The sequence below is a fragment of the Streptomyces griseosporeus genome (genome assembly GCF_014656055.1).
Classification (GTDB): domain Bacteria; phylum Actinomycetota; class Actinomycetes; order Streptomycetales; family Streptomycetaceae; genus Streptomyces; species Streptomyces griseosporeus.
Genome location: NZ_BNBR01000008.1, coordinates 295,928 through 319,566, shown reverse-complemented (window position 1 = coordinate 319,566; position 23,639 = coordinate 295,928). Strand labels below are relative to the sequence as shown.

Genomic DNA, 23,639 nt, shown 5'->3' with positions numbered 1-23,639 from the left:
GGTGTCCCCCGGGCCGGCCCTCCCCGTGGACGTCGACGTGGACGTGCTCCTCGTCGCCGTCGCCGCCGTCTGGGGAGCGCTCGCCGGGACGCTGCTGCCGCGCGCCGCGTACCGCTTCGCCGTACCCGCCGGGGAGGACTGGCGGGGCACTTGCCCTGCCGGGCACCCGGTGCCGGGCTGGCTGGGGCGGGCGCGCTGCCGGGCGTGTCCCGCGCCGGGCGCACGGTACGGCTCCGGAGCGGCGGCCCTGTCCCTCGCCACCGCCCTCGTCTGTGCCGCGCTCGCCGCGGCCACGGGCCCGCGCCCCGAGCTGGCGGTGTGGCTGCTGCTCGCGCCGGTCGGGGTGCTGCTGACGGTGGTGGACGTGCGGGTGCAGCGGCTGCCGGACGCGCTGACCCTGCCGCTCGCCGCCGCCGCGCTCGGCCTGCTCGGCCTCGCCGCGTTCGCGCCCGAGCACGCGGGCCGCTGGCCGACGGCCCTGTATGGCGCGTTCGCCCTGGGCGGCGGCTACTTCCTGCTGTTCTTCCTCAACCCCGGCGGCATGGGCTTCGGCGACGTGAAGCTGGCGCTCGGCGCGGGCGCCGTCCTCGGCTGGTACGGCTGGGGCACGGTCCTGCTCGGCACGTTCGCCGGGTTCGCGTGCGGGGCGCTGTACGGCGGCGCCCTCGTCGTCGCGGGCCGCGCCGGGCGGCGTACGGCGATCCCCTTCGGGCCGTTCATGGTGGCGGGGGTGTTCGTGGGGGTGCTGGTCGGCGCGTACGCGGCGTGAGACGGACGTGCGGCGGGCGGGTGGCGGGCGTGAGCCGGGGCGGGCGGCGCCGTCGGCCTGACGTCGGTGCCGTAAAACACCTGGCGTAGGCTGGTTCGGTCCGCCCACCCGTCTCCCACCACCACCCTTCCATCGAGCGCTTCGCGCCACCTCCTTGATCCTTGACGAAAGGGACGCCCCGGTGACCGAGAAGGCCGACCTCCAGTCCGTCCTCGACCGAGCCGCAGCGGGCGGACGCATCACGCCCGAGGAGGCGCTCGACCTCTACCGCGACGCCCCCCTGCACGCGCTGGGCGCCGCCGCCGACGCCGTACGCCGCCGCAGGTACGCGGGCACCGAGCACATCGCGACGTACATCATCGAGCGGAACATCAACTACACGAACGTGTGCGTCACGGCGTGCAAGTTCTGCGCCTTCTACGCCGCCCCGAAGGACACGGCCAAGGGCTGGACCCGCGACCTCGACGACATCCTGCGCCGCTGCGCGGAGACCGTCGAGCTGGGCGGCACGCAGATCATGTTCCAGGGCGGCCACCACCCGGACTTCGGCGTCGAGTACTACGAGACGCACTTCAAGGCCATCAAGGACGCCTTCCCGCAGCTGGTGATCCACTCGCTGGGCGCGTCCGAGGTCGAGCACATGGCCCGGATCAGCGGCGTGTCCGTCGAGGAGGCCATCACCCGCATCCACGAGGCCGGCCTCGACTCCTTCGCCGGCGCCGGCGCGGAACTGCTCCCCGAGCGCCCCCGCAAGGCGATCGCGCCCCTGAAGGAGTCCGGCGAGCGCTGGCTGGAGATCATGGAGACCGCGCACCGGCTGGGCGTGGAGTCCACCTCCACGATGCTGATGGGCACCGGCGAGACCAACGCCGAGCGCATCGAGCACCTGCGGATGATCCGTGACGTCCAGGACCGCACGGGCGGCTTCCGGGCGTTCATCCCGTACACCTACCAGCCCGAGAACAACCACCTGAAGGGCCGCACCCAGGCCACCCTCTTCGAGTACCTGCGGATGATCGCGATCGCCCGCCTGTTCCTCGACAACGTGGCCCACATCCAGGGTTCCTGGCTCACCACCGGCAAGGAGGTCGGCCAGCTGTCCCTGCACTACGGCGCGGACGACCTCGGCTCGATCATGCTGGAGGAGAACGTGGTGTCGTCGGCCGGCGCCAAGCACCGCTCCAACCGGCTGGAGATCATCGACCTGATCCGCAAGGCCGGCCGCGTGCCCGCGCAGCGCTCCACGACGTACGAGCACCTCGTCGTCCACGACGACCCGGCCAACGACCCCGTCGACGACCGCGTCGTCTCCCACATCTCCTCGACGGCCATCGAGGGCGGCACAGCCCACCCCGAACTGAAGCTCCTCACCTCCAACTGAACCGACCGTGCTGACACTTCATGCCGCGGACGAGGTGCGGTACGTCTGGGAGGACGACGCTGAGCCGGTCAAGGACGGTGCCGTGGCGGTGGACGGCATCCGGATCGCCGCGGTGGGGCCGCTCGCCGAGCTGGAGCAGCGGTTCCCGGGGGCGCGCGTACGCCGCTGGCCCGGGGTGCTCGGCCCGGCCCGGATCCACCCGGGCCCGCTGCCGGAGGCCCCGTCGCCGCGCGAACGCGTGCACGCGGTGCTGAAGTCGGGCGCGGTCGCGGTGCTGGAGGAGCACGTCGGCTCACCCGAACTGCGGGCCGCCGCCGAGCGCAACGACGTGGTGGTGCTCGCGCGGGCCCGCCGTACGGCCCTGGTGGAGCTGGGCCGTGCGGACCTGGCCGTGTTCGACGCGACCGGCGCCTGCATCGCCACGGTGTGCGCCGGGCGCCTGGTGCACCGCCGCCGCTAGGCCGGGTCGCGGAGCCCCTAACCGGTGAAGGCCTCCGCGAACGCCCCCGAACTCTGCGTCACCCCACTGCAGTTCGTCAGGGCGTCCTCCGTGGCGGAGCTGGCGGCACACTGCCGGTCCCGGAACGTCGACCACATCGACAGCCACGCGATGCCCTTCTCCTCCGCGAACGCCCGGACCTGCGCCGCGTCGGCGAGGCCGAACGTCTCGCCGCTCACGTCGTTGACGCCGATCATCGAGGTGAGCGCCATGCCACGCCAGGCCGCCGCGTCGGACAGCCCGAAGACGCTCTTCAGCTGGGCGTGCGCGGCGGTGGCGGAGGTCAGCGCGTAGTCGCCCATGTCGCCGGTGTAGGACTCGCCGTAGTTCATGGTCATGAGGTTGACCGTGGAGACCTGCACGTCGTACGTGTTCGCGGACGCGAGCAGCGCCAGTGAGTCGGCGTCCAGCCCCGACGGCATCACCGGCAGCGTGAACGACACCTTCAGCGCGGGCCGTTCCTTCTGCAGCAGCGCGATGGCCTGCGAGCGCAGGGCGACGGAGGCCGCGTCGGTCAGCTCGTCGCCCTCGATGTCGAAGTCGGCCTCGGAGGCGCCCGCGGCGTCCAGGGCGGCGGCGTAGGCCGCGGCCAGCCCGGCCGCGCTGTCGCAGGTCGCGGCCAGCTCCTTGCCGGACGCGCCGCCGAAGGAGACCCGCACGCGCGCCCCGCCCGCCGTCAGCCCGGCGATCCGGGACCTGACCGCCGTATCGCCGACGGCATACGTGCCGTTCCACTCCGGCGTGCAGCCACTGCCGTCCGAGATGACGAAGGCCAGGTTGTACACCGCCGCGGAGCCCGCGGAGTCACCGCTGGAGGCGGCGGTGGCGCTGACGTACGGCTGGTAGGTCGTGGAGGACTCCGGCGGGGCATCAGACGAACAGCCCGCCGCGCCCAGGAACGCCGTACAGATCAGCCCGGCCGTCAGCGTACGGAAACCCCTCATTGCGCGTGCACCCGCTCTCGTGAATTACGTCTACCGCACCGAAATTGTCACGCAAAGCTGAGCGGTTCCTTTCAGTTTCCGCGCGTTTCCGCAGGTACAGGCCGTGTCTCTCAGGAAAAGGACAGGCTCGGGCCCGTCTCATGGGTGCCGCACAAGAAGCTGAGAGTTTCCGTCACAAAAAGCGTCCCTAACATCCGGGGAATGCATTCCGAGCCTGCCATCGAAAACCGCGCCCCGGCGCGCGGGCGCCGCCGCAAGCGCGCCGCCGGATCCGCCGAGGGACCCGTGTTCGTTGACAACTCCGGCCGCCGCGCCAAGCTGCTGCGCCGGCTCGGCCTGCTGGTCGGCGCCGTGTGCCTCGGCTACGCCGCCGTCCTGGTCATGGCCTTCATGGGCTGGGGCACCTCGCTGACCCCGTCGTCCCTGCTGCCGTTCGACGCGGCCGGCGGGCAGCGCGGCCAGGCCCCCGGCGGCTTCCGCCCCGAGGCGCCCGCCCCGGCGGTCCCGACCGCCTCCGCACCCGCCCCGGCGGTCCCGACCGCCTCCCCTTCCGTACCCGCCCCCACCGCGGCCGACTGACCGGAACGCAGCCACCCTCATGTCCTCGACGACGTCCCCCCGCGGCCGGCGCCGCGCCCCCACCCGGATCGAACGGGCCGCGGGCCGCGCCGCCGCACTGCAGAAACCGCGCGTCATCCTCGCGCTGCTGCTCCTGCTCGCCCTGACCAGCGTCATGCTGCTCGACGGCTACCTGCGCGCCGAGGTCGGCGGCGACCAGCGTGTCCGCACCGGCGCGAGCGCCGACAAGGTGCCCGAGAAGGTCCTCGACGGCGGGCCGATCCTCACCTTCCGCGGCGGCCAGGCGAAGACCGTCTCCGTCCCGGACAAGACGATCGCCCTCACCTTCGACGACGGCCCGGACCCCACCTGGACCCCGCAGGTCCTGGAGATCCTGCGGAAGTACGACGTCCCGGCCACGTTCTTCCTGGTCGGCTCGATGGTCTCGCGCTATCCGGACATCGTGCGGGACATGGTCGAGCAGGGGAACGAGGTCGGCGTCCACACCTTCACCCACATCGACCTCTCCTACCAGAGCGAGGCCCGCGTCGACCGCGAGATGCGGCAGACCCAGCTCGCGCTGGCCGGCGCCGCCGGCATCACCACGACGCTGTTCCGCGCGCCCTACTCCTCCGAGACCGACGCCATCGACGACTACAGCTGGCCCGTCTACCAGAAGCTCGGAAAGGACGGCTACACCAGCGTCTTCATCGACACCGACAGCGACGACTGGAAGCGGCCCGGCGTCAAGAAGATCATCGAGTGGGCCACGCCGGAGGACGGCAAGGGCGCCTCGGTGCTCTTCCACGACGCCGGCGGCGAACGCTCCCAGACCATCGAGGCGCTGCCGCGGTACATCGAGAAGATGCGGGCGGCGGGGTACACCTTCACCACGATCAGCGGCGTACTGGAGAAGCAGCAAGCGGCACAGGCCCAAACGCAGGCACAGGCACAGGGCGGTGGCCCCGTGCGGAACGGCTCCGCCACCGCCACCCGGCTCCAGGCCGCGCACCGCACCGCCACCGGCGTCACCCTCTACGAGGGCAAGGCGCTCGTCGCGGCCGTCGCGGTCGCCGAGTGGACCGTACCGGCGCTGTCGGCCGGGCTGACGGTCGTCGGCGTCGCCGTGCTGGGCCGCTTCGGGATGATGCTGCTCCTCGCCCGCCGCCACCACAGACAGCGCAACCGGCGCCGCTTCAGCTGGGGACCACCGGTCACCCGCCCGGTCAGCGTGATCGTCCCGGCGTACAACGAGAAGGAGTGCATCGCCAACACCCTCGCCTCGCTTGCGCGCAGCACCCACCCCGTCGAGATCATCGTCGTGGACGACGGCTCCACCGACGGCACCGCCGACATCGCCGAGTCCCTGGGCATGCCCAACGTCCGGGTGATCCGCCAGCAGAACGCGGGCAAACCGGCCGCGCTCAACAACGGCGTCCGCAACGCCTCGTACGACATCGTCGTGATGATGGACGGCGACACCGTCTTCGAGCCGGACACCGTACGGCAGCTCGTGCAGCCCTTCGCCGACCCGTCCGTCGGCGCGGTCGCCGGCAACGCCAAGGTCGGCAACCGCACCACCCTCATCGGCGCCTGGCAGCACATCGAGTACGTGATGGGCTTCAACCTCGACCGGCGCATGTACGACCTGCTGCGCTGCATGCCGACGATCCCCGGCGCGATCGGCGCGTTCCGCCGCGAGGCGGTCCTCGCGGTGGGCGGGATGAGCGAGGACACCCTCGCCGAGGACACCGACATCACCATCGCCCTGCACCGCGCGGGCTGGCGGGTCGTCTATCAGGAGCACGCGCGCGCGTGGACCGAGGCGCCCGGCTCGCTCAAGCAGCTCTGGTCGCAGCGCTACCGCTGGTCCTACGGCACGATGCAGGCCCTCTGGAAGCACCGCGGGGCCCTCACCGACCGGGGGCCGTCGGGCCGCTTCGGCCGGGTCGGCCTGCCGCTCGTCGTGCTGTTCCAGATCGTCACGCCGGTCTTCGCCCCGCTGATCGACGTGTTCACCGCCTACTCGATGATCTTCATCGACTTCCGGGCGGCCCTGCTGGCCTGGCTGGCGGTCCTCGGCGTGCAGCTGCTGTGCGCGGCCTACGCCTTCCGCCTGGACCGCGAGAAGTACCGCTACCTGCTGATGATGCCGCTCCAGCAGCTCGCCTACCGGCAGATGATGTACCTGGTCCTCATCCACTCCTGCGTCACGGCCCTGACGGGCGGCCGCCTGCGCTGGCAGAAACTGAAGCGCACGGGCGAGGTCGGCACCCCGGCGGGGGTGGGCTGAGGTGGGGATGCACAGGAGAGGCGGCACCCCGCCCGCCGACCCGGGCCCGGCTGTGGGCAGTCGTTCCGCAGGGCGGAACGGGTGGGCACAGCCACCAGCGCCGGGCACGGCCTCGACCGACGCCCGGGTGAGAGACCGCTACTTCGACACCCTGAGGGCGCTCGCACTCGTACGCGTCGTCGCCTACCACACCTTCGGCTGGCCCTGGGCCGCCATGGCGTTCCCCTCCATGGGCGTCATGTTCGCCCTCGCCGGCACCCTGATGGCCAAGTCCCTGGAGCGCCCCGCCCCGCAGGTGATCAGGGGACGCCTCCGCCGGCTCCTGCCCCCGTTCTGGTTCTGGGGCGTCTTCGTGGTCACCGCGATGCTCGTCCACGGCTGGATGCCGGGCCCGCAGATCGTCTTCTGGGTCGTCCCGCTGGGCGACCCGCCCGGCAACGCCTGGGGCGAGCAGGCCTGGGAGATCCTCTGGTACCTGCGCACCTACCTCTGGTTCGTCCTCCTGTCCCCGCTCCTCCTGCGGATCTTCCGCCTCGCCCCGGTCCCCGTCCTGCTGCTCTCCCTCGCCCCGGTCCTGGTCTTCCAGTACGTCCGGCAGCCCCCCGACGACCGGCTCGGCACCGCCCTGCTGGACCTGGCGACGTACCTGTTCTGCTGGCTGCTCGGCTTCGCCCACCGCGACGGCGTCCTCGCCCGGCTGCGCCCCGGCCCGGTCGTCGTCCTGTCCCTGGCCGCGCTGGCCTTCGGCGGCTGGTACGCCCTCGCCCACCAGGCCGCGTACGGCACCTACGACCTCGACGACATCCCGCTCGCGCAGGCCTTCTGGTCGGCCGGGTTCGTGACGCTGCTGATGTGGACCAAGGCCCGCCTCGGCGTCGACCTCGCCGGGCTGGCCCGGTACCGCCGGCTGAACCGCCTGGTCACCGTCTTCAACGCGCGTGCCGTGACGATCTACCTCTGGCACGAGCTGGCCCTCGTCCTCGCCGTCCCGCTGATCGACGCGTTCTGGAACGTGCCCGCCTTCGAGACGTACCTGCCGCTGGACAGCCAGTGGTTCCTGTTCGGCGTCGGCTGGGTGCTGATCGCGGTGTCCGTCCTGGCCTGCGGCTGGGTGGAGGACGTCGCGGCGCGGAAGAGGCCGAAGCTGCTCCCCTGACCCGGGGCTGACGGGCGTACTGCAACAATGGCGGCGTGACCCGCGCATCCCTGGACAAGCAGCCGCACGAAGTCGCCTCGATGTTCGACGACGTGGCGGAACGGTACGACCTGACCAACGACGTGCTGTCCCTGGGCCAGGCCCGGCTGTGGCGCAGGGAGGTGGCGAAGGCCGTCGACGCCCGGCCGGCGCAGAAGGTCCTCGACCTCGCCGCCGGTACGGCCACCTCCTCGCTGCCCTTCGCCCGCACCGGCGCGTACGTCGTCCCCTGCGACTTCTCGCTCGGCATGCTCCAGGTCGGCAAGAAGCGCCACGCGTGGCTGCCGTTCACCGCGGGCGACGCGACGCGGCTGCCGTTCAAGGACGACACCTTCGACGCGGTGACGATCTCCTTCGGGCTGCGCAACGTGCGGGACTTCGACACCGCCCTGCGCGAGATGCACCGGGTGACCCGGCCCGGCGGACGCGTCGTGATCTGCGAGTTCTCGCATCCGACGTGGGCGCCGTTCCGGACCGTGTACACCGAGTACCTGATGCGCGCGCTGCCGCCCATCGCCCGCGCGGTGTCCTCCAACCCCGACGCCTACGTCTACCTCGCCGAGTCCATCCGCGCCTGGCCCGACCAGCCCGCCCTCGCCCAGCGGCTGCAGAAGGCCGGCTGGTCGAAGGTGGCCTGGCGGAACCTGACCGGCGGGATCGTCACCCTGCACCGGGGCTTCAAGGCGTAGCCACGACTGGTCACGGACGAAGGGCGTCACAGCTCCAGCCGGAAGCAGTGCCCCTGCCGCTGCGACGCCGGCGTCGTGTACGTCTGCGCGAGCCGCATCCCCAGCCGCTCGGTCACCGCGATCGAGCGGGCGTTCCGCGCGTCCACCATCGCCACCACGCTGCCGACGCCCGCCGCGCGCACCCGTTCCAGTGTCATCCGCGCCGCCGCCGTGACGTACCCCTTGCCCCAGTGGTCCCGCCCGAGCCGCCAGCCGATCTCGATCTCGCCGGCCGGTCCCCACGCGTGCGGCCACGGCTGGGCGCCGGTGAACCCGATGACCCGGTCCTCCTCGTCCAGCATCGTCCACAGGCAGAAGCCCAGCTCGGCGTCGTGCCGGCGCTGGCGGGCGGTGAGCTCCTCGTAGACGGACAGCTCGGCGGACCTCCCGCCGTGGAACTCCATGACGTCCGGGTGGTCGAAGACCCGGTGCCAGGCCACGGCGTCCTCGTCGGTGGGGACACGCAGCCGTACCACGGGGAGAGTTCGGTTCACGGGGCAGCCCTTCAGCCGGTCGGTCGTTGCCGCTGAATAGACTGCCCATGTCCAGTGCCCCTCGGCACACAGATTTCTTACTTGGGGAGATCCCGCCGTGACCGTCGTGACCGAGCCCCTCTCCGAGAACACCGCCGATGTGATCGTCGTGGGCGCGGGGCCGGCCGGCTCCACGACGGCGTACCACCTCGCCAAGTCCGGACTCGACGTCCTGCTCCTGGAGAAGACCGAGTTCCCGCGCGAGAAGGTCTGCGGCGACGGGCTCACCCCGCGCGCCGTCAAGCAGCTCGTGGCGATGGGCATCGACATCTCCGAAGAGGCCGGCTGGCTGCGCAACAAGGGCCTGAGGATCATCGGCGGCGGGGTGCGCCTCCAGCTGGACTGGCCGGATCTCGCCTCCTTCCCCGACTACGGCCTCGTCCGCAAGCGCGACGACTTCGACGAGCAGCTCGCCCGCAACGCCCAGAAGGCGGGCGCCCGGCTCTTCGAGCGCTGCAACGTCAGCGGGCCGATCGTCGACGACCGCACCGGCCGCATCACCGGCGTCACCGCCAAGCTCGGCGAGGACAAGCGCGAGGTCACCTTCCACGCGCCGCTCGTCGTCGCCGCCGACGGCAACTCCACCCGGCTGTCCCTGGCGATGGGCCTGCACCGGCGCGAGGACCGTCCGATGGGCGTCGCCGTGCGGACGTACTTCACCTCGCCCCGCCACGACGACGACTACCTGGAGTCCTGGCTGGAGCTGTGGGACCGCCGCGGCCCGCAGGACCGCCTGCTGCCCGGCTACGGCTGGATCTTCGGCATGGGCGACGGCACCTCCAACGTCGGCCTCGGCGTCCTCAACACCTCCGACTCCTTCAAGGAGCTGGACTGGCGCGAGGTGCTGAAGGCCTGGTGCGCCTCCATGCCGGAGGACTGGGGCTACACCCCGGAGAACATGACCGGCCCGATCCGCGGCGCCGCCCTGCCCATGGCCTTCAACCGGCAGCCGCACTACACCAAGGGCCTCCTCCTCGTCGGCGACGCCGGCGGCCTGGTGAACCCCTTCAACGGCGAGGGCATCGCCTACGCCATGGAGTCCGGCCAGCTCGCCGCCGACGTCATCGTCCAGGCCCACGCCCGCGCCACCCCCGGCCAGCGGGAACTCGCCCTGCAGCGCTACCCGCGCATCCTCAAGGACACCTACGGCGGCTACTACACGCTCGGCCGCGCCTTCGTGAAGCTCATCGGCAACCCGAAGGTCATGCAGATCGCCACCCAGCGCGGTCTGAGCCACCCGATGCTGATGAAGTTCACCCTCAAGCTGCTCGCCAACCTCACCGACCCGACCGGCGGCGACGCGATGGACCGCATCATCAACGGCCTGAGCCGGGTGGCCCCGAAGGCCTGAGCCCCGCCGGGGATGCGGGCGGGGCCCATGCTCCAGGGCCGGGCCCGGCTCAGCGTCTCCCAGCGGGCCGGCCCCGGCCGGCTGTCAGTCCCGGTCCATCGCCTCGGCCTTGGCGGCCCGGCGGGCGTAGACCTCGTCCCGCCGGTCCGCCATCTGCCGCAGGGCGTCCTTCTTGTCCCGCTTCGAGAGCCGGTCGAGGTAGAGATGCCCGTGGGTGTGGTCGGTCTCGTGGGCCAGGCAGCGCGCGAAGTAGCCCGTGCCCTCGACGACGAGCGGGTGGCCGTCCTTGTCCAGCCCCCGCACGACGGCCCGGTCCGGCCGCGGTACGTCCATCACGGCGCCCGGCACCGACAGGCAGCCCTCGCCCTCCTCCAGCAGCCGCCGTCCGCTCACGGGCGTCTCCAGCACCGGATTGACGATGTGCCCGACATGTCGGACACCGTCGTCGTCGAGGCAGTCGTACACGAACAGGCGGAGATCGACGCCCACCTGATTCGCCGCCAGGCCCGCTCCGTCGGCCACGTACATCGTGCGGAACATGTCGTCGACGAGCGCCGCCAGGTCGGGCCCGAACTCGGTCACGTCCCGGCAGGGCCTGTGCAGCACCTCCTCGCCGGCCTCGGTGATGCGCCGCACCACGCCGCGCCGCGCCTCGGGCGCGAACGGCGGGTAGGTGTCGACGGGCCTGCCCTGTACGAACACGCTCGGCATGACGTCTCTCCTTCGTCTCGGGTCGGGCCGCCGGTCGACGGGCCCGCCCCGAGCATGTCAGCAGCCGCATCGGCAGCCGCAGCGGGAGACGCCTCAAGGGACGCGTCAGGAGACGCCTGAGGGCCGCTGCCCGGGGAGGCTGCGGCCCTTGCGGCGTTCAGTGGGTGCGGTGAGCGCTCAGAGCACCCGCACCGCGCCGGACGGCGGGTCGTACGACAGCGGCCGCTCGACGACGCCGGTGGACGGGTTCTGCGCGCCGACGAACATGCCGTCGCCGACGTACACCGCCACGTGGTACGCGCTGCCCGCGCCGCCCCAGTAGAGGATGTCGCCCGGCTGCAGGTTGTCCAGCGACACCTGGGTGCCGGCGGTGGACTGGTCCTGCGAGACGCGCGGCAGGTCGATGCCGACCTGCTTGAAGGCGGCCTGCACGAGGCCGGAGCAGTCCCACGAGCTGGGGCCGGTGCCGCCGGAGACATAGGCGTCGCCGACCTGCGCCCTGACGAAGGACACGACCGCGGCGGCCGAACCGGTGGCCTCCGAGACGTTGGTGGAGACGTCGGCGGTGGCGGAGGCGGCGAGGGTGGTGCGCTCGGCGCTGCGCGTGGCGCGCTCGGCGGCGGCCTTGCGGGCGGCCTCCTCGGCCTTCTTCTTGGCGGCGGCCTCGGCCGCCTTCTTCTTCGCCTCCGCGAGGTCCTTGGCGGCCTGCTTGGCGGCCTTCGCGGCGGCCGCGTCACGCTCTGCCTGCAGCTGGTAGTCGGCGGCTGCCAGCTCGGTGGCCTCCGCCGTCTGCGCGACCTGTGCGGACAGGTCGGCGGTCAGGGCGGGCAGTTCCAGGGTCTGCGTCGTCTCCGACTCGGCGGCGTTCGCCGCGGCCGACGCACCGGCCACTGCCAGGGTGCTGAGGACGCCACCGGCAACTCCGGCCCGCATCGCGATTTTAGACGCGCTGCGGCGGGGCTTCCGGTGGCTGCGTATGTGAGCGGTGTGGGACATGGGTACAAGCGGTACCAGGGGCTCCTCCATACCTTCAAGAAACGTGTGCTGCGCCACAGTTGTTCAACGGAGGGCCCGAAACCCGGGCGCGTCGCTCTTTATTGACGCCGTAACGGACATTGCGGACGACCGCCAACACGGCTTTGATCACGTACTTTCGTCATTACGCCCGAATTGCCCCCGGCCTACCATCGGTTGGGGTGGTTGGCCAAGCCCGGTTCTCATCGGCCTCTCATGGATGTGGCGGAGGTCACGGAACGATTACCGGAGCGGCCGCGTCCGCGGCGGGTGCCGCGCCGGCGATCACGGCCGGATCACGACTGCGGGGACTTCGTGAACGCGCGCACGCGTCCACACTCCGACCCGAACCTCCCTCTGATGTGTGAACGCGTCCTCTACCAAGAGATCGAGTCCAACGCCAATTTGCATGCAACGGAAAGCTCTTGATATGGAGACGCCCCCTCTGAGCTGGCCGGACTGGCGAAAATGTCACCTCTGGTGATCACTCGGACGCTTCCTGTGTGAAGATCACTGCTCATCCGACTTCATGATCGTTCGTCAGGTGGTGGAGATCACAAAGCTTGTGGAATACCCCGTGTCGCAGATCACAGACCCACGGGCATAAGATGCACGCGGTTGGGCTTGTGACCTGCTTCACATGTTCCCGATCTTCGCCGGGGCGGGCGGGGTTCGAGGGGCAGTTGGGGCGGATGTGAGCCCGACGCAAACCGCCAGCAGTCAGTGCCGACTGAGAGGAGCGAGGAGCGGTGAACGCGTATGCGCCCATCCTCGTACTGGGAGCCCTCGGGGCAGGCTTTGCGATCTTCTCCGTGGTCATGGCCACGCTGATCGGTCCGAAGCGGTACAACCGCGCCAAGCTCGAAGCCTACGAGTGCGGTATCGAGCCGACCCCCACGCCGGCCGGCGGCGGGCGCTTCCCCATCAAGTACTACCTGACGGCGATGCTCTTCATCGTCTTCGACATCGAGATCGTCTTCCTCTACCCGTGGGCCGTCACCTTCGACGCCCTGGGTGTGTTCGGGCTCGTGGAGATGCTGCTCTTCGTGCTCACCGTCTTCGTCGCCTACGCCTATGTCTGGCGGCGCGGCGGCCTGGAATGGGACTGAGGGGCCTAACGACATGGGACTCGAAGAAAAGCTGCCGAGCGGATTCCTGCTGACCACCGTCGAGCAGGCCGCGGGCTGGGTGCGCAAGGCGTCCGTCTTCCCCGCCACCTTCGGCCTGGCCTGCTGCGCCATCGAGATGATGACCACCGGCGCCGGCCGCTACGACCTGGCCCGCTTCGGCATGGAGGTCTTCCGCGGCTCACCGCGCCAGGCCGACCTGATGATCGTCGCCGGCCGGGTCAGCCAGAAGATGGCGCCGGTCCTGAGGCAGGTCTACGACCAGATGCCCAACCCCAAGTGGGTCATCTCCATGGGCGTGTGCGCCTCCTCCGGCGGCATGTTCAACAACTACGCGATCGTCCAGGGCGTCGACCACATCGTCCCCGTGGACATCTATCTGCCCGGCTGCCCGCCGCGGCCCGAGATGCTGATGGACGCGATCCTCAAGCTCCACCAGAAGATCCAGTCCTCCAAGCTCGGCGTGAACGCCGAGGAGGCGGCCCGCGAGGCGGAGGAAGCGGCGCTCAAGGCCCTGCCCACCATCGAGATGAAGGGGCTGCTGCGGTGAGCGACGCCAACGGCACCCACGGCGCGGACGGGTCGAACGGGGTGAACCCCGAGAAGGACCTCTCCGCCTCCAACCTCCCCGGCCAGCGCGGCCAGGGCGGCGAGGAGATCCGCGTCCAGCGCGGCATGTTCGGCGCCAACAACGGCGGGGACACCTCCGGCTACGACGGCCTGGTCCGCTCGGTCCGGCTCCCGGGACCGGCGAGCCGCCCCTACGGCGGCTGGTTCGACGAGGTCGCCGACGAACTGGAGGGCGCGCTGGAGGAGCAGGGACTGCTCCCCGGCAACGCCATCGAGAAGACGGTCGTCGACCGCGGCGAGCTGACCTTCCACATCGAGCGCGAGCACCTCGTCCGCGTCGCCCGCACCCTGCGCGACGACCCCGCCCTGCGCTTCGAGCTGTGCACCGGCGTCAGCGGCGTCCACTACCCGAACGACAAGGGCCGCGAGCTGCACGCCGTCTACCACCTGCGCTCGATCACCCACAACCGGCTGATCCGGCTGGAGGTCAGCGCCCCCGACAGCGACCCGCGCATCCCCTCCCTCGTCTCCGTCTACCCGACGAACGACTGGCACGAGCGCGAGACGTACGACTTCTTCGGGATCGTCTTCGACGGTCACCCGGCCCTGACGCGGATCATGATGCCGGACGACTGGCAGGGCCATCCGCAGCGCAAGGACTACCCCCTCGGCGGCATCCCCGTCGAGTACAAGGGCGCCCAGATCCCGGCTCCGGACCAGCGGAGGTCGTACTCGTGAGCACGTTCCACGCATCCGACGCGCAGGCCGCCTCGGCCTCGGCGCGCGAGACCACCGAGGGCACCGTCTACACGGTCACCGGCGGCGACTGGGACGAGGTCGTCCAGTCCGCGGCCAAGGCCGACGACGAGCGCATCGTCGTCAACATGGGCCCCCAGCACCCCTCCACCCACGGCGTGCTGCGGCTGATCCTGGAGATCGACGGCGAGACGGTCACCGAGGCCCGCTGCGGCATCGGCTACCTCCACACCGGCATCGAGAAGAACCTCGAGTACCGGACCTGGACGCAGGGCACCACGTTCGTGACGCGCATGGACTACCTGACGTCCTTCTTCAACGAGACCGCCTACTGCCTCGCCGTCGAGAAGCTCCTGGGCATCGAGGACCAGATCACCGAGCGCGCCAAGATCATCCGGGTGCTCCTGATGGAGCTGAACCGCCTCTCCTCGCACCTGGTGTGCATCGCCACCGGCGGCATGGAGCTGGGCGCGACCACGATCATGATCTACGGGTTCCGCGACCGCGAGATGATCCTCGACATCTACGAGCTCATCACGGGCCTGCGGATGAACCACGCCTACATCCGCCCCGGCGGACTCGCCCAGGACCTGCCGCCCGGCGCGGTCGACCACATCCGCGAGTTCGTCAAGAAGATGAAGAAGAACCTCCCCGAGTACGACAAGCTCGCCACGGGGAACCCCATCTTCAAGGCGCGCATGCAGGACATCGGCTACCTCGACCTGGCCGGCTGCATGGCCCTCGGCGCGACCGGCCCGATCCTGCGCTCCACCGGCCTGCCGCACGACCTGCGCAAGGCCCAGCCGTACTGCGACTACGAGACCTACGACTTCGAGATCCCGACCGCCGACAGCTGCGACGCCTACGGCCGCTTCCTGATCCGGCTGGAGGAGATGCGCCAGTCGCTCCGGATCGTCGAGCAGTGCCTGGACCGGCTCCAGCCCGGCCCGGTCATGGTCGCCGACAAGAAGATCGCCTGGCCCGCCCAGCTCGCGCTCGGCCCCGACGGACTCGGCAACTCCCTCGACCACATCAAGAAGATCATGGGCACCTCCATGGAGGCCCTGATCCACCACTTCAAGCTGGTCACCGAGGGCTTCCGCGTCCCGCCGGGACAGGCGTACGCGGCCGTCGAGTCACCCAAGGGCGAACTCGGCGTGCACGCCGTCTCCGACGGCGGCACCCGCCCCTACCGGGTCCACTTCCGCGACCCGTCCTTCACCAACCTGCAGGCCATGGCGGCGATGTGCGAGGGCGGCCAGGTCGCCGACGTCATCGTCGCCGTCGCGTCCATCGACCCCGTGATGGGAGGCGTCGACCGGTGACCACCTCACCTTCGGAGCGGGGCGTCAGCCTGGGCATGCCCGAGCTGCCCGCCCCCGCCTATCCGGACGACGTCCGGGCCCGGCTGGAGGCGGACGCGCGCGAGATCATCTCCCGCTACCCCGACTCCCGGTCCGCCCTTCTGCCGCTGCTGCACCTCGTGCAGTCCGAGGAGGGGCACGTCACGCGCACCGGGATGCGGTTCTGCGCGGACGTACTCGGCCTGACCACCGCCGAGGTCAACGCCGTCGCCACCTTCTACACCATGTACCGGCGCCGCCCGAGCGGCGACTACCAGGTCGGGGTGTGCACCAACACCCTGTGCGCGGTCATGGGCGGCGACGCGATCTTCGAGGAGCTGCAGGAGCACCTCGGCGTCGGCAACGGCGAGACCACCGGTGACGGCAAGGTCACCCTGGAGCACATCGAGTGCAACGCGGCCTGCGACTTCGCGCCCGTCGTGATGGTCAACTGGGAGTTCTTCGACAACCAGACCCCGGACAGCGCCAAGCGCCTCGTCGACGACCTGCGGGCGGGACGGCCCGTGTCGCCGACGCGCGGGGCGAAGCTGTGCACCTTCAAGGAGACCGCGCGGATCCTGGCCGGCTTCCCCGACGAGCGGCCCGGGGCCGTCGAGGAGAGCGGGAGTGCGGGACCGGCGTCGCTGGTGGGCCTCCGCCTGGCCAGAGGAGAGGCCGCACCCGCGCGCGTGGTCCATCCGCGGGACGGCGGCCCGCACGACGAGCCGCAGGACCGGAAGGTGCACGAGCCCTCGCCCGACGAGCACCTGAGTTCCCATGACGCGCCGCAGGACATGTCCGCATCCGACCCCTCCCACCCGGCGGGGCCTGTTGCCGAGGAGGGGGAGTGATGACCTTGGCACCCGAACTGAAGGAGAACAGCCCCGAGAAGCTGCTCGCACCCGTGCTGTCGGCCTTCTGGGACGAGGACAGGTCCTGGACGCTGGACGTCTACCGGAGGCACGAGGGGTACGAGGGGCTCCGCAAGGCGCTCGCCATGTCACCGGACGACGTCATCGCGTACGTCAAGGACTCCGGTCTGCGCGGGCGCGGCGGCGCGGGATTCCCGACGGGAATGAAGTGGCAGTTCATTCCGCAGGGGGATGGAAAGCCGCACTATCTTGTTGTCAACGCCGACGAGTCGGAGCCCGGGACGTGCAAGGACATCCCGCTCCTCTTCGCGAACCCGCACAGCCTCATCGAGGGCATCGTCATCGCGTGCTACGCGATCAGGTCGTCGCATGCCTTCATCTATCTGCGGGGTGAAGTCGTCCCCGTTCTGCGGCGGTTGCACCAGGCCGTGCGCGAGGCCTACGCGGCGGGCTACCTCGGCGAGAACATCCTCGGCAGCGGTCTCGACCTCGAACTCACCGTGCACGCCGGCGCCGGCGCGTACATCTGCGGTGAGGAGACCGCGCTGCTGGACTCGCTCGAAGGCCGCCGTGGCCAACCGCGGCTGCGTCCCCCCTTCCCTGCTGTGGCAGGTCTCTACGCCTGCCCCACTGTGGTGAACAACGTCGAGTCCATCGCGTCGGTTCCCGCGATCCTCAACCGGGGCAAGGAATGGTTCCGGTCGATGGGCAGCGAGAAGTCCCCGGGCTTCACGCTCTACTCCCTCTCCGGCCACGTGGCGAGCCCCGGCCAGTACGAGGCCCCGCTCGGGATCACCCTGCGCCAGCTGCTGGAGATGAGCGGCGGCATGCGCCCCGGCCACAGCCTCAAGTTCTGGACGCCGGGCGGCTCCTCGACCCCGATGTTCACCGACGAGCACCTCGACGTCCCCCTCGACTACGAAGGAGTGGGCGCCGCCGGTTCCATGCTCGGCACCAAGGCGCTCCAGTGCTTCGACGAGACGACCTGCGTCGTCCGCGCCGTCACCCGCTGGACCGAGTTCTACGCCCACGAGTCCTGCGGCAAGTGCACGCCCTGCCGCGAAGGCACCTACTGGCTCGTGCAGTTGCTGCGGGACATCGAGGCCGGCAAGGGCGCCATGAGCGACCTCGACAAGCTCGCGGACATCGCCGACAACATCAACGGCAAGTCCTTCTGCGCCCTCGGCGACGGTGCCGCCTCGCCGATCTTCTCCTCGCTCAAGTACTTCCGCGAGGAGTACGAGCAGCACATCACGGGCCGCGGCTGCCCCTTCGACCCGGCCAGGTCGACGGCCTGGGCGGATCAGCACCTGGAGGTGAACGCATGACGGTGACCACGAGCGCTCCCTCCTCGGGCGGGCAGGCGCCGGTCCCGCCGGAGGACCTCGTGACGCTGACGATCGACGGCATCGAGATCAGCGTGCCGAAGGGCACCCTGGTCATCCGGGCCGCCGAGCAGCTCGGTATCGAGATCCCCCGCTTCTGCGACCACCCCGCCCTCGACCCGGCCGGCGCCTGCCGGCAGTGCATCGTCGAGGTCGAGGGCCAGCGCAAGCCGATGGCGTCCTGCACCATCACCTGCACCGACGGGATGGTGGTCAAGACCCATCTGACCTCGCCGGTCGCGGAGAAGGCCCTGAAGGGTGTGATGGAGCTGCTGCTCATCAACCACCCGCTGGACTGCCCGGTCTGCGACAAGGGCGGCGAGTGCCCCCTGCAGAACCAGGCCATGTCCCACGGCCAGGCCGACTCCCGCTTCGAGGGCCGCAAGCGGACCTACGAGAAGCCCGTGCCGATCTCCACCCAGGTGCTGCTCGACCGCGAGCGGTGCGTGCTGTGCGCGCGCTGCACCCGCTTCTCCAACCAGATCGCGGGCGACCCGATGATCGAGCTGGTCGAGCGGGGCGCGCTCCAGCAGGTCGGCACCGGCGACGGCGACCCCTTCGAGTCGTACTTCTCCGGCAACACCATCCAGATCTGCCCGGTCGGCGCGCTGACCTCGGCGGCCTACCGCTTCCGCTCCCGCCCCTTCGACCTCATCTCCTCGCCGTCGGTGTGCGAGCACTGCTCCGGCGGCTGCGCCACCCGCACCGACCACCGGCGCGGCAAGGTCATGCGGCGGCTCGCCGCGAACGACCCCGAGGTCAACGAGGAGTGGATCTGCGACAAGGGACGCTTCGCGTTCCGGTACGCGCAGCTGAAGGACCGTCTCACCACGCCGCTGGTGCGCAACGCCGAGGGCGAGCTGGAGCCGGCGTCCTGGCCGGAGGCGCTGCAGATCGCCGCGCAGGGGCTGCTCGCCTCCCGCGGCCGCACCGGTGTCCTCACCGGCGGCCGGCTCACCGTCGAGGACGCCTACGCCTACAGCAAGTTCGCGCGGGTGGCGCTCGACACCAACGACATCGACTTCCGCGCGCGCGTGCACAGCGCCGAGGAGGCCGACTTCCTCGCCGCCCGGGTCGCCGGCCGCGGCCGTGACCTGGACGGTACGGGTGTCACGTACACCCTGCTGGAGAAGGCACCGGCGGTGCTGCTGGTCGGGTTCGAGTCCGAGGAGGAGGCCCCGGGCGTCTTCCTCAGGCTGCGCAAGGCCTGGCGCAAGCACGGGCAGAAGGTGTTCGCGCTGGCCACGCACGCCACGCGCGGACTGACCAAGGCGGGCGGCACACTGCTGCCGGCCGCCCCCGGCACCGAGACCGAGTGGCTGGACGCCCTCGCGAGCGGCGTCGGCCTGGAGGGCCCGGGCGCGCTCGCGGCCGAGGCGCTGCGGGCCGAGGGCGCGGTGATCGTCGTCGGCGAGCGGCTGGCCGCCGTGGCGGGCGGACTCACCGCCGCCGTACGCGGAGCCTCCGCCACCGGGGCCCAGCTGGTGTGGATCCCGCGGCGGGCCGGGGAGCGCGGTGCCGTCGAGGCGGGCGCGCTGCCGTCGCTGCTGCCGGGCGGCCGCCCGGCCACCGACCCCCGCGCGCGTGACGAGGTCGCCGCCGCCTGGGGCGTCGCCGAGCTCCCGCACCGCTACGGCCGCGACACCGGCCAGATCGTCGAGGCCGCCGCCTCCGGTGAACTCCAGGCGCTGCTGGTCGCCGGGGTGGAGGTCGCCGACCTGCCCGACCCGGCACGCGCGCGTGCCGCGCTCGACGAGGTCGGCTTCCTGGTCTCGCTGGAGCTGCGGCCCAGCGAGGTCACCGAACGCGCCGACGTCGTCCTGCCGGTCGCGGCGGTCGCCGAGAAGGCGGGCACCTTCCTCAACTGGGAGGGCCGGGTGCGCTTCTTCGAGGCCGCGCTCAAGCCCGACCAGATGACCCGCCGTGTGGAGCCGACCGACGCGCGCGTGCTGCAGATGCTGGCCGACGCCATGGACGTCCACCTCGGCCTGCCGGACCTGCGCACCACGCGCGCGGAGATCGACCGGCTCGGCGCCTGGGACGGACCCCGCGCCACCGAGCCGCTGGAGACCGCGGGCGTGCTGCCCCGGCCCGCCGCCGGTGAGGCCGTCCTCGCCGGGCACCGGCTCCTGCTCGACCGGGGCGTCCTCCAGCAGGGCGACGAGGCGCTCGCCGGTACCCGGCACGCGGCACACGCGCGCGTGTCCGCCGCGACGGCCGCCGAGGCGGGCGTGAAGGACGGCGACCTCCTCGCCGTGACCGGGCCCGCCGGCACCACCGAAGTGCCGCTGCAGGTCACCGAGATGCCCGACCGGGTGGTCTGGCTGCCGCTGAACTCCGTCGGCGGCGGCGTCGCCTCCGACACCGGGGCCCGGCCCGGCTCCCTCGTCCGCATCGGCCCGGCGACGGCCGTCGCCGACGCCCCGAAGGAGGTGGAGGCATGAGCCCGTACCTCGCCGCTGAAGACCTCTCGATGTTCGGCCGCGACCCCTGGTGGCTGGTCGTGATCAAGGCGGTGTTCTGCTTCGCCTTCCTGATGGTGACCGTGCTGTTCTCCATCGTCTGGGAGCGCAAGGTCGTCGCCTGGATGCAGCTGCGCATCGGCCCCAACCGGCACGGCCCCTGGGGCATGCTCCAGTCGCTCGCCGACGGCATCAAGCTGATGCTGAAGGAGGACATCATCGTCCGCCGCGCGGACAAGGTGGTGTACGTCCTCGCCCCGATCGTCGCCGCCATCCCGGCGTTCATGGCGATCGCGGTGATCCCCTTCGGCCCGGCCGGCAACGAGATCTCGATCTTCGGGCACCGCACCACGATGCAGCTCACCGACCTGCCGATCGCGATGCTGTACATCCTCGCGGTCGCCTCGGTCGGCATCTACGGCATCGTCCTGGCGGGCTGGAGCTCCGGCTCGACGTACCCGCTGCTGGGCGGTCTGCGCTCGTGCGCGCAGATGATCTCGTACGAGATCGCCATGGGCGCCGCGTTCGCGTCGGTCTTCCTCTACTCCGGTTCGATGTCGACGTCCACGATCGTCGAGCAGCAGCAGGACCGCTGGTACATCCTGCTGCTGCCGGTCTCGTTCATCCTCTACATCGTCACCATGGTCGGCGAGACCAACCGCGCCCCCTTCGACATGCCGGAGTCCGAGGGCGACCTGGTCGGCGGCTTCAACACCGAGTACTCGTCGATCAAGTTCGCGATGTTCATGCTCGCCGAGTACGTGAACATGGTGACGGTCTCGGCCGTGGCGACGACGCTGTTCCTGGGCGGCTGGCGGGCCCCGTGGCCGGTCAGCACCTTCTGGGAGGGCGCGAACCACGGCTGGTGGCCGATGCTCTGGTTCGTCGTCAAGGTGCAGCTGCTGCTGTTCTTCTTCATCTGGCTGCGCGGCACGCTGCCCCGGGTCCGCTACGACCAGCTGATGAAGCTCGGCTGGAAGGTCCTCATCCCGGTCTCCGTGACCTGGCTGATGCTCGTCGCGACCGTGCGCACCCTGCGCAACGAGAACTACGACTTCGCCGACATCGCCCTCTACGTGGGCGGTGGCGTCCTCGCCCTGCTGCTCCTGTCCTTCGTCGCGGACATGTTCCGGCAGAAGGCGAAGGAGACCGAGCGGCCCGCGCCCGCGCCGACGGCCTTCGACCCGATGGCCGGCGGATTCCCCGTACCGCCGCTGCCCGGACAGGAACTGCCCGCGGTGCCGCGGCGCCGCCCGCGCCGGGAGCGGGAGCTGATTGTCAGTGGTGGGACCGATACTCAGAGTGACGGATCTCTGGATGGAAAGGAGGCGTCCGATGGCTGAGGAGCCCAAGGAGACCAAGCCCGGTTTCCTCAACCCGGTGGCCGGCTTCGGCGTGACCTTCAAGGCCATGTTCAAGAAGCGGCTGACCGAGCAGTACCCGGAGCAGCAGAAGACCACGGCTCCGCGGTTCCACGGACGGCACCAGCTCAACCGCCATCCGGACGGCCTGGAGAAGTGCGTCGGCTGCGAGCTGTGCGCCTGGGCCTGCCCCGCCGACGCCATCTACGTGGAGGGCGCCGACAACACCGACGAGGAACGCTACTCGCCGGGCGAGCGGTACGGCCGCGTCTACCAGATCAACTACGCCCGCTGCATCCTGTGCGGCCTGTGCATCGAGGCGTGCCCCACGCGCGCGCTGACGATGACGAACGAGTTCGAGCTGGCCGACTCCAGCCGCGCGAACCTCATCTACACCAAGGAGCAGCTGCTCGCCGGCCTCGACGAGGGCATGGTCGACACGCCGCACGCCATCTACCCGGGGATGGACGAACAGGACTACTACCGGGGCCTGGTGACCGAGGCGGCGCCCGGCACCGAGCGTCAGGTCGCCGTCTCCAAGGGCGAGGTCCCGCAGGAAGCGGCGTCCACCTTCGGTCCGGAGGAACCGGCGTCGGAGGAGGTGATCCGCCGATGAGCGCGTCCCTGGCCGCCGCGACGGGCGAGCAGCTCGCCGCGTACTCCACCTCCACCGGAGAGGCCTTCCAGTTCTGGGTCCTCGGCACGGTCGCGGTGATCGGCGCCCTGTGCACCGTCTTCATGAAGAGGGCCGTGCACAGCGCCCTCTGCCTCGCCGGGACCATGATCGTCCTGGCGGTGTTCTACCTCGCCAACGGCGCCTACTTCCTCGGCATCGTGCAGATCGTCGTCTACACCGGCGCGATCATGATGCTGTTCCTGTTCGTGGTGATGCTGGTCGGCGTCACCGCGGCGGACTCCCTGAAGGAGACGATCAAGGGCCAGCGCTGGCTGGCCCTGCTGTGCGGAGTCGGCTTCGGCGTCCTGCTGTTCGCCGGGATCGGCAACGCCTCCCTGAAGGAGTTCAACGGCACCGGCCAGGCGAACGCGAACGGCAACGTGGAGGGCCTCGCGTCCCTCATCTTCACCAAGTACGTCTTCGCCTTCGAGATCACCGGCGCCCTGCTCATCACCGCCGCCGTCGGCGCGATGGTGCTCACCCACCGGGAGCGCACCGAGCGCGCGAAGACCCAGCGCGAACTGTCCGAGCAGCGCATCCGCGAGGGCGTGCACATCCCGCCGCTGCCCGCACCCGGCGTGTACGCCCGGCACAACGCGGTCGACATCGCGGGCCTGCTGCCCGACGGCACCCCGTCCGACCTCACCGTCAGCAAGACGCTGCGCGAGCGCGGCCAGATCCGCGACGTCTCCGCGGAGGCGCTCAACGACCTCAAGGCGCTGGAGCAGCGCGCCGAGGAACGCCTGGAGCGGAAGTCCCTCGCGCCGGCGACCTTCAAGCGGACCGAGGAGGCGTCGAAGTGAACCCGGTCAACTACCTGTACCTGGCAGCGCTGCTGTTCACGATCGGCGCCACCGGAGTGCTGATCCGGCGCAACGCCATCGTGGTGTTCATGTGCGTCGAGCTGATGCTGAACGCCTGCAACCTCGCGTTCGTCGCCTTCTCCCGCATGCACGGCAACCTCGACGGCCAGATCATCGCGTTCTTCACGATGGTCGTCGCGGCGGCGGAGGTCGTGGTCGGCCTCGCGATCATCGTGTCGCTGTTCCGTTCCCGCCACTCGGCCTCGGTCGACGACGCCAGCCTGATGAAGCTGTAAGGGGTCGGAAGA

Annotated in this window: 23 protein-coding genes; 19 read left to right on the top strand and 4 right to left on the bottom strand. The window is 70.7% G+C overall.

The features are described from left to right. The first annotated feature begins 1 nt into the window (after position 1). The 3 genes from IE308_RS32880 to IE308_RS32870 all read left to right on the top strand — a co-directional run bounded on the left by IE308_RS32880 (position 2) and on the right by IE308_RS32870 (position 2,610). Positions 2–769, top strand: coding sequence for a prepilin peptidase (locus IE308_RS32880; protein ID WP_229909311.1), 768 nt, complete (start codon positions 2–4; stop codon positions 767–769). A gap of 181 nt (positions 770–950) precedes the next feature. Then, entirely contained in the window at positions 951–2,150 is a 1,200-nt protein-coding gene (gene mqnC, locus IE308_RS32875; RefSeq protein ID WP_190220676.1) for a cyclic dehypoxanthinyl futalosine synthase, read from the top strand. 7 nt (positions 2,151–2,157) lie between these two features. Beyond that, positions 2,158–2,610 carry an imidazolonepropionase-like domain-containing protein gene (locus tag IE308_RS32870; protein WP_190220675.1) on the top strand — a complete coding sequence of 151 codons (453 nt, stop codon included), beginning with the start codon at positions 2,158–2,160 and terminating at the stop codon, positions 2,608–2,610. Positions 2,611–2,627: 17 nt separating this feature from the next. Here IE308_RS32870 and IE308_RS32865 read toward each other — a convergent pair whose 3' ends face one another. Next, a complete protein-coding gene (locus IE308_RS32865) occupies positions 2,628–3,593 on the bottom strand; it encodes a chitinase (protein ID WP_190220674.1) in 966 nt (321 codons plus the stop codon). 201 nt (positions 3,594–3,794) lie between these two features. Here IE308_RS32865 and IE308_RS32860 point away from each other — a divergent pair, with 201 nt between their 5' ends. The 4 genes from IE308_RS32860 to IE308_RS32845 are packed head-to-tail and all read left to right on the top strand — an operon-like array spanning position 3,795 to position 8,328. Further along, positions 3,795–4,172 (top strand): hypothetical protein, encoded by a 378-nt coding sequence (locus tag IE308_RS32860; RefSeq protein ID WP_190220673.1) that lies wholly within the window; start codon positions 3,795–3,797, stop codon positions 4,170–4,172. A 19-nt stretch (positions 4,173–4,191) separates the two neighbouring features. Further along, the gene (locus IE308_RS32855; protein WP_190220672.1) at positions 4,192–6,444 is read left to right on the top strand and encodes a bifunctional polysaccharide deacetylase/glycosyltransferase family 2 protein; all 2,253 of its coding nucleotides are present in this window, start codon (positions 4,192–4,194) and stop codon (positions 6,442–6,444) included. 1 nt (position 6,445) lies between these two features. Continuing rightward, positions 6,446–7,600, top strand: a complete 1,155-nt coding sequence (locus IE308_RS32850) for an acyltransferase family protein (protein ID WP_373314655.1) — start codon at positions 6,446–6,448, stop codon at positions 7,598–7,600. A gap of 35 nt (positions 7,601–7,635) precedes the next feature. Further along, on the top strand, positions 7,636–8,328 hold the full coding sequence (locus IE308_RS32845) for a demethylmenaquinone methyltransferase (RefSeq protein WP_190220670.1): 693 nt from the start codon (positions 7,636–7,638) through the stop codon (positions 8,326–8,328). A gap of 26 nt (positions 8,329–8,354) precedes the next feature. Here IE308_RS32845 and IE308_RS32840 read toward each other — a convergent pair whose 3' ends face one another. Then, a complete protein-coding gene (locus tag IE308_RS32840) occupies positions 8,355–8,861 on the bottom strand; it encodes a GNAT family N-acetyltransferase (protein ID WP_110629722.1) in 507 nt (168 codons plus the stop codon). A 97-nt stretch (positions 8,862–8,958) separates the two neighbouring features. On the opposite strand from IE308_RS32840, the gene IE308_RS32835 reads away from it, so the two are divergent. Then, positions 8,959–10,251, top strand: coding sequence for a geranylgeranyl reductase family protein (locus tag IE308_RS32835; RefSeq protein WP_110629723.1), 1,293 nt, complete (start codon positions 8,959–8,961; stop codon positions 10,249–10,251). Between the two features lie 84 nt (positions 10,252–10,335). Here IE308_RS32835 and def read toward each other — a convergent pair whose 3' ends face one another. Next, on the bottom strand, positions 10,336–10,962 hold the full coding sequence (gene def, locus IE308_RS32830; RefSeq protein WP_190220669.1) for a peptide deformylase: 627 nt from the start codon (positions 10,960–10,962) through the stop codon (positions 10,336–10,338). 177 nt (positions 10,963–11,139) lie between these two features. Beyond that, positions 11,140–11,958, bottom strand: a complete 819-nt coding sequence (locus IE308_RS32825) for a C40 family peptidase (protein ID WP_110629725.1) — start codon at positions 11,956–11,958, stop codon at positions 11,140–11,142. A 767-nt stretch (positions 11,959–12,725) separates the two neighbouring features. Here IE308_RS32825 and IE308_RS32820 point away from each other — a divergent pair. From IE308_RS32820 to nuoK, 11 genes are read left to right on the top strand one after another with little or no spacing between them, the layout of a single operon-like run. Then, positions 12,726–13,085 (top strand): NADH-quinone oxidoreductase subunit A, encoded by a 360-nt coding sequence (locus IE308_RS32820; protein ID WP_007383963.1) that lies wholly within the window; start codon positions 12,726–12,728, stop codon positions 13,083–13,085. A 13-nt stretch (positions 13,086–13,098) separates the two neighbouring features. Next, positions 13,099–13,653, top strand: a complete 555-nt coding sequence (locus tag IE308_RS32815; protein ID WP_007383964.1) for a NuoB/complex I 20 kDa subunit family protein — start codon at positions 13,099–13,101, stop codon at positions 13,651–13,653. Continuing rightward, the gene (locus tag IE308_RS32810; protein ID WP_110629726.1) at positions 13,650–14,411 is read left to right on the top strand and encodes an NADH-quinone oxidoreductase subunit C; all 762 of its coding nucleotides are present in this window, start codon (positions 13,650–13,652) and stop codon (positions 14,409–14,411) included. Before IE308_RS32815 ends, IE308_RS32810 begins: the two co-directional genes overlap by 4 nt. After that, complete coding sequence (locus IE308_RS32805) at positions 14,408–15,754, top strand: NADH-quinone oxidoreductase subunit D (RefSeq protein ID WP_190220668.1); 1,347 nt, start codon at positions 14,408–14,410, stop codon at positions 15,752–15,754. The genes IE308_RS32810 and IE308_RS32805 overlap by 4 nt, the downstream gene beginning before the upstream one ends. Then, complete coding sequence (gene nuoE / locus IE308_RS32800) at positions 15,751–16,623, top strand: NADH-quinone oxidoreductase subunit NuoE (protein WP_190220667.1); 873 nt, start codon at positions 15,751–15,753, stop codon at positions 16,621–16,623. Before IE308_RS32805 ends, nuoE begins: the two co-directional genes overlap by 4 nt. After that, positions 16,623–17,972 (top strand): NADH-quinone oxidoreductase subunit NuoF, encoded by a 1,350-nt coding sequence (gene nuoF / locus IE308_RS32795; RefSeq protein WP_190220666.1) that lies wholly within the window; start codon positions 16,623–16,625, stop codon positions 17,970–17,972. The genes nuoE and nuoF overlap by 1 nt, the downstream gene beginning before the upstream one ends. Further along, the gene (locus tag IE308_RS32790) at positions 17,969–20,473 is read left to right on the top strand and encodes an NADH-quinone oxidoreductase subunit G (RefSeq protein WP_190220665.1); all 2,505 of its coding nucleotides are present in this window, start codon (positions 17,969–17,971) and stop codon (positions 20,471–20,473) included. Before nuoF ends, IE308_RS32790 begins: the two co-directional genes overlap by 4 nt. After that, positions 20,470–21,834, top strand: a complete 1,365-nt coding sequence (nuoH, locus tag IE308_RS32785; protein ID WP_190220664.1) for an NADH-quinone oxidoreductase subunit NuoH — start codon at positions 20,470–20,472, stop codon at positions 21,832–21,834. Before IE308_RS32790 ends, nuoH begins: the two co-directional genes overlap by 4 nt. Further along, positions 21,827–22,468, top strand: coding sequence for an NADH-quinone oxidoreductase subunit NuoI (gene nuoI / locus IE308_RS32780; RefSeq protein WP_110629732.1), 642 nt, complete (start codon positions 21,827–21,829; stop codon positions 22,466–22,468). Before nuoH ends, nuoI begins: the two co-directional genes overlap by 8 nt. Beyond that, positions 22,465–23,331 (top strand): NADH-quinone oxidoreductase subunit J, encoded by an 867-nt coding sequence (locus IE308_RS32775; protein ID WP_190220663.1) that lies wholly within the window; start codon positions 22,465–22,467, stop codon positions 23,329–23,331. The genes nuoI and IE308_RS32775 overlap by 4 nt, the downstream gene beginning before the upstream one ends. Beyond that, entirely contained in the window at positions 23,328–23,627 is a 300-nt protein-coding gene (gene nuoK, locus IE308_RS32770; RefSeq protein WP_004927567.1) for an NADH-quinone oxidoreductase subunit NuoK, read from the top strand. Before IE308_RS32775 ends, nuoK begins: the two co-directional genes overlap by 4 nt. The last annotated feature ends 12 nt before the right edge of the window (positions 23,628–23,639 follow it).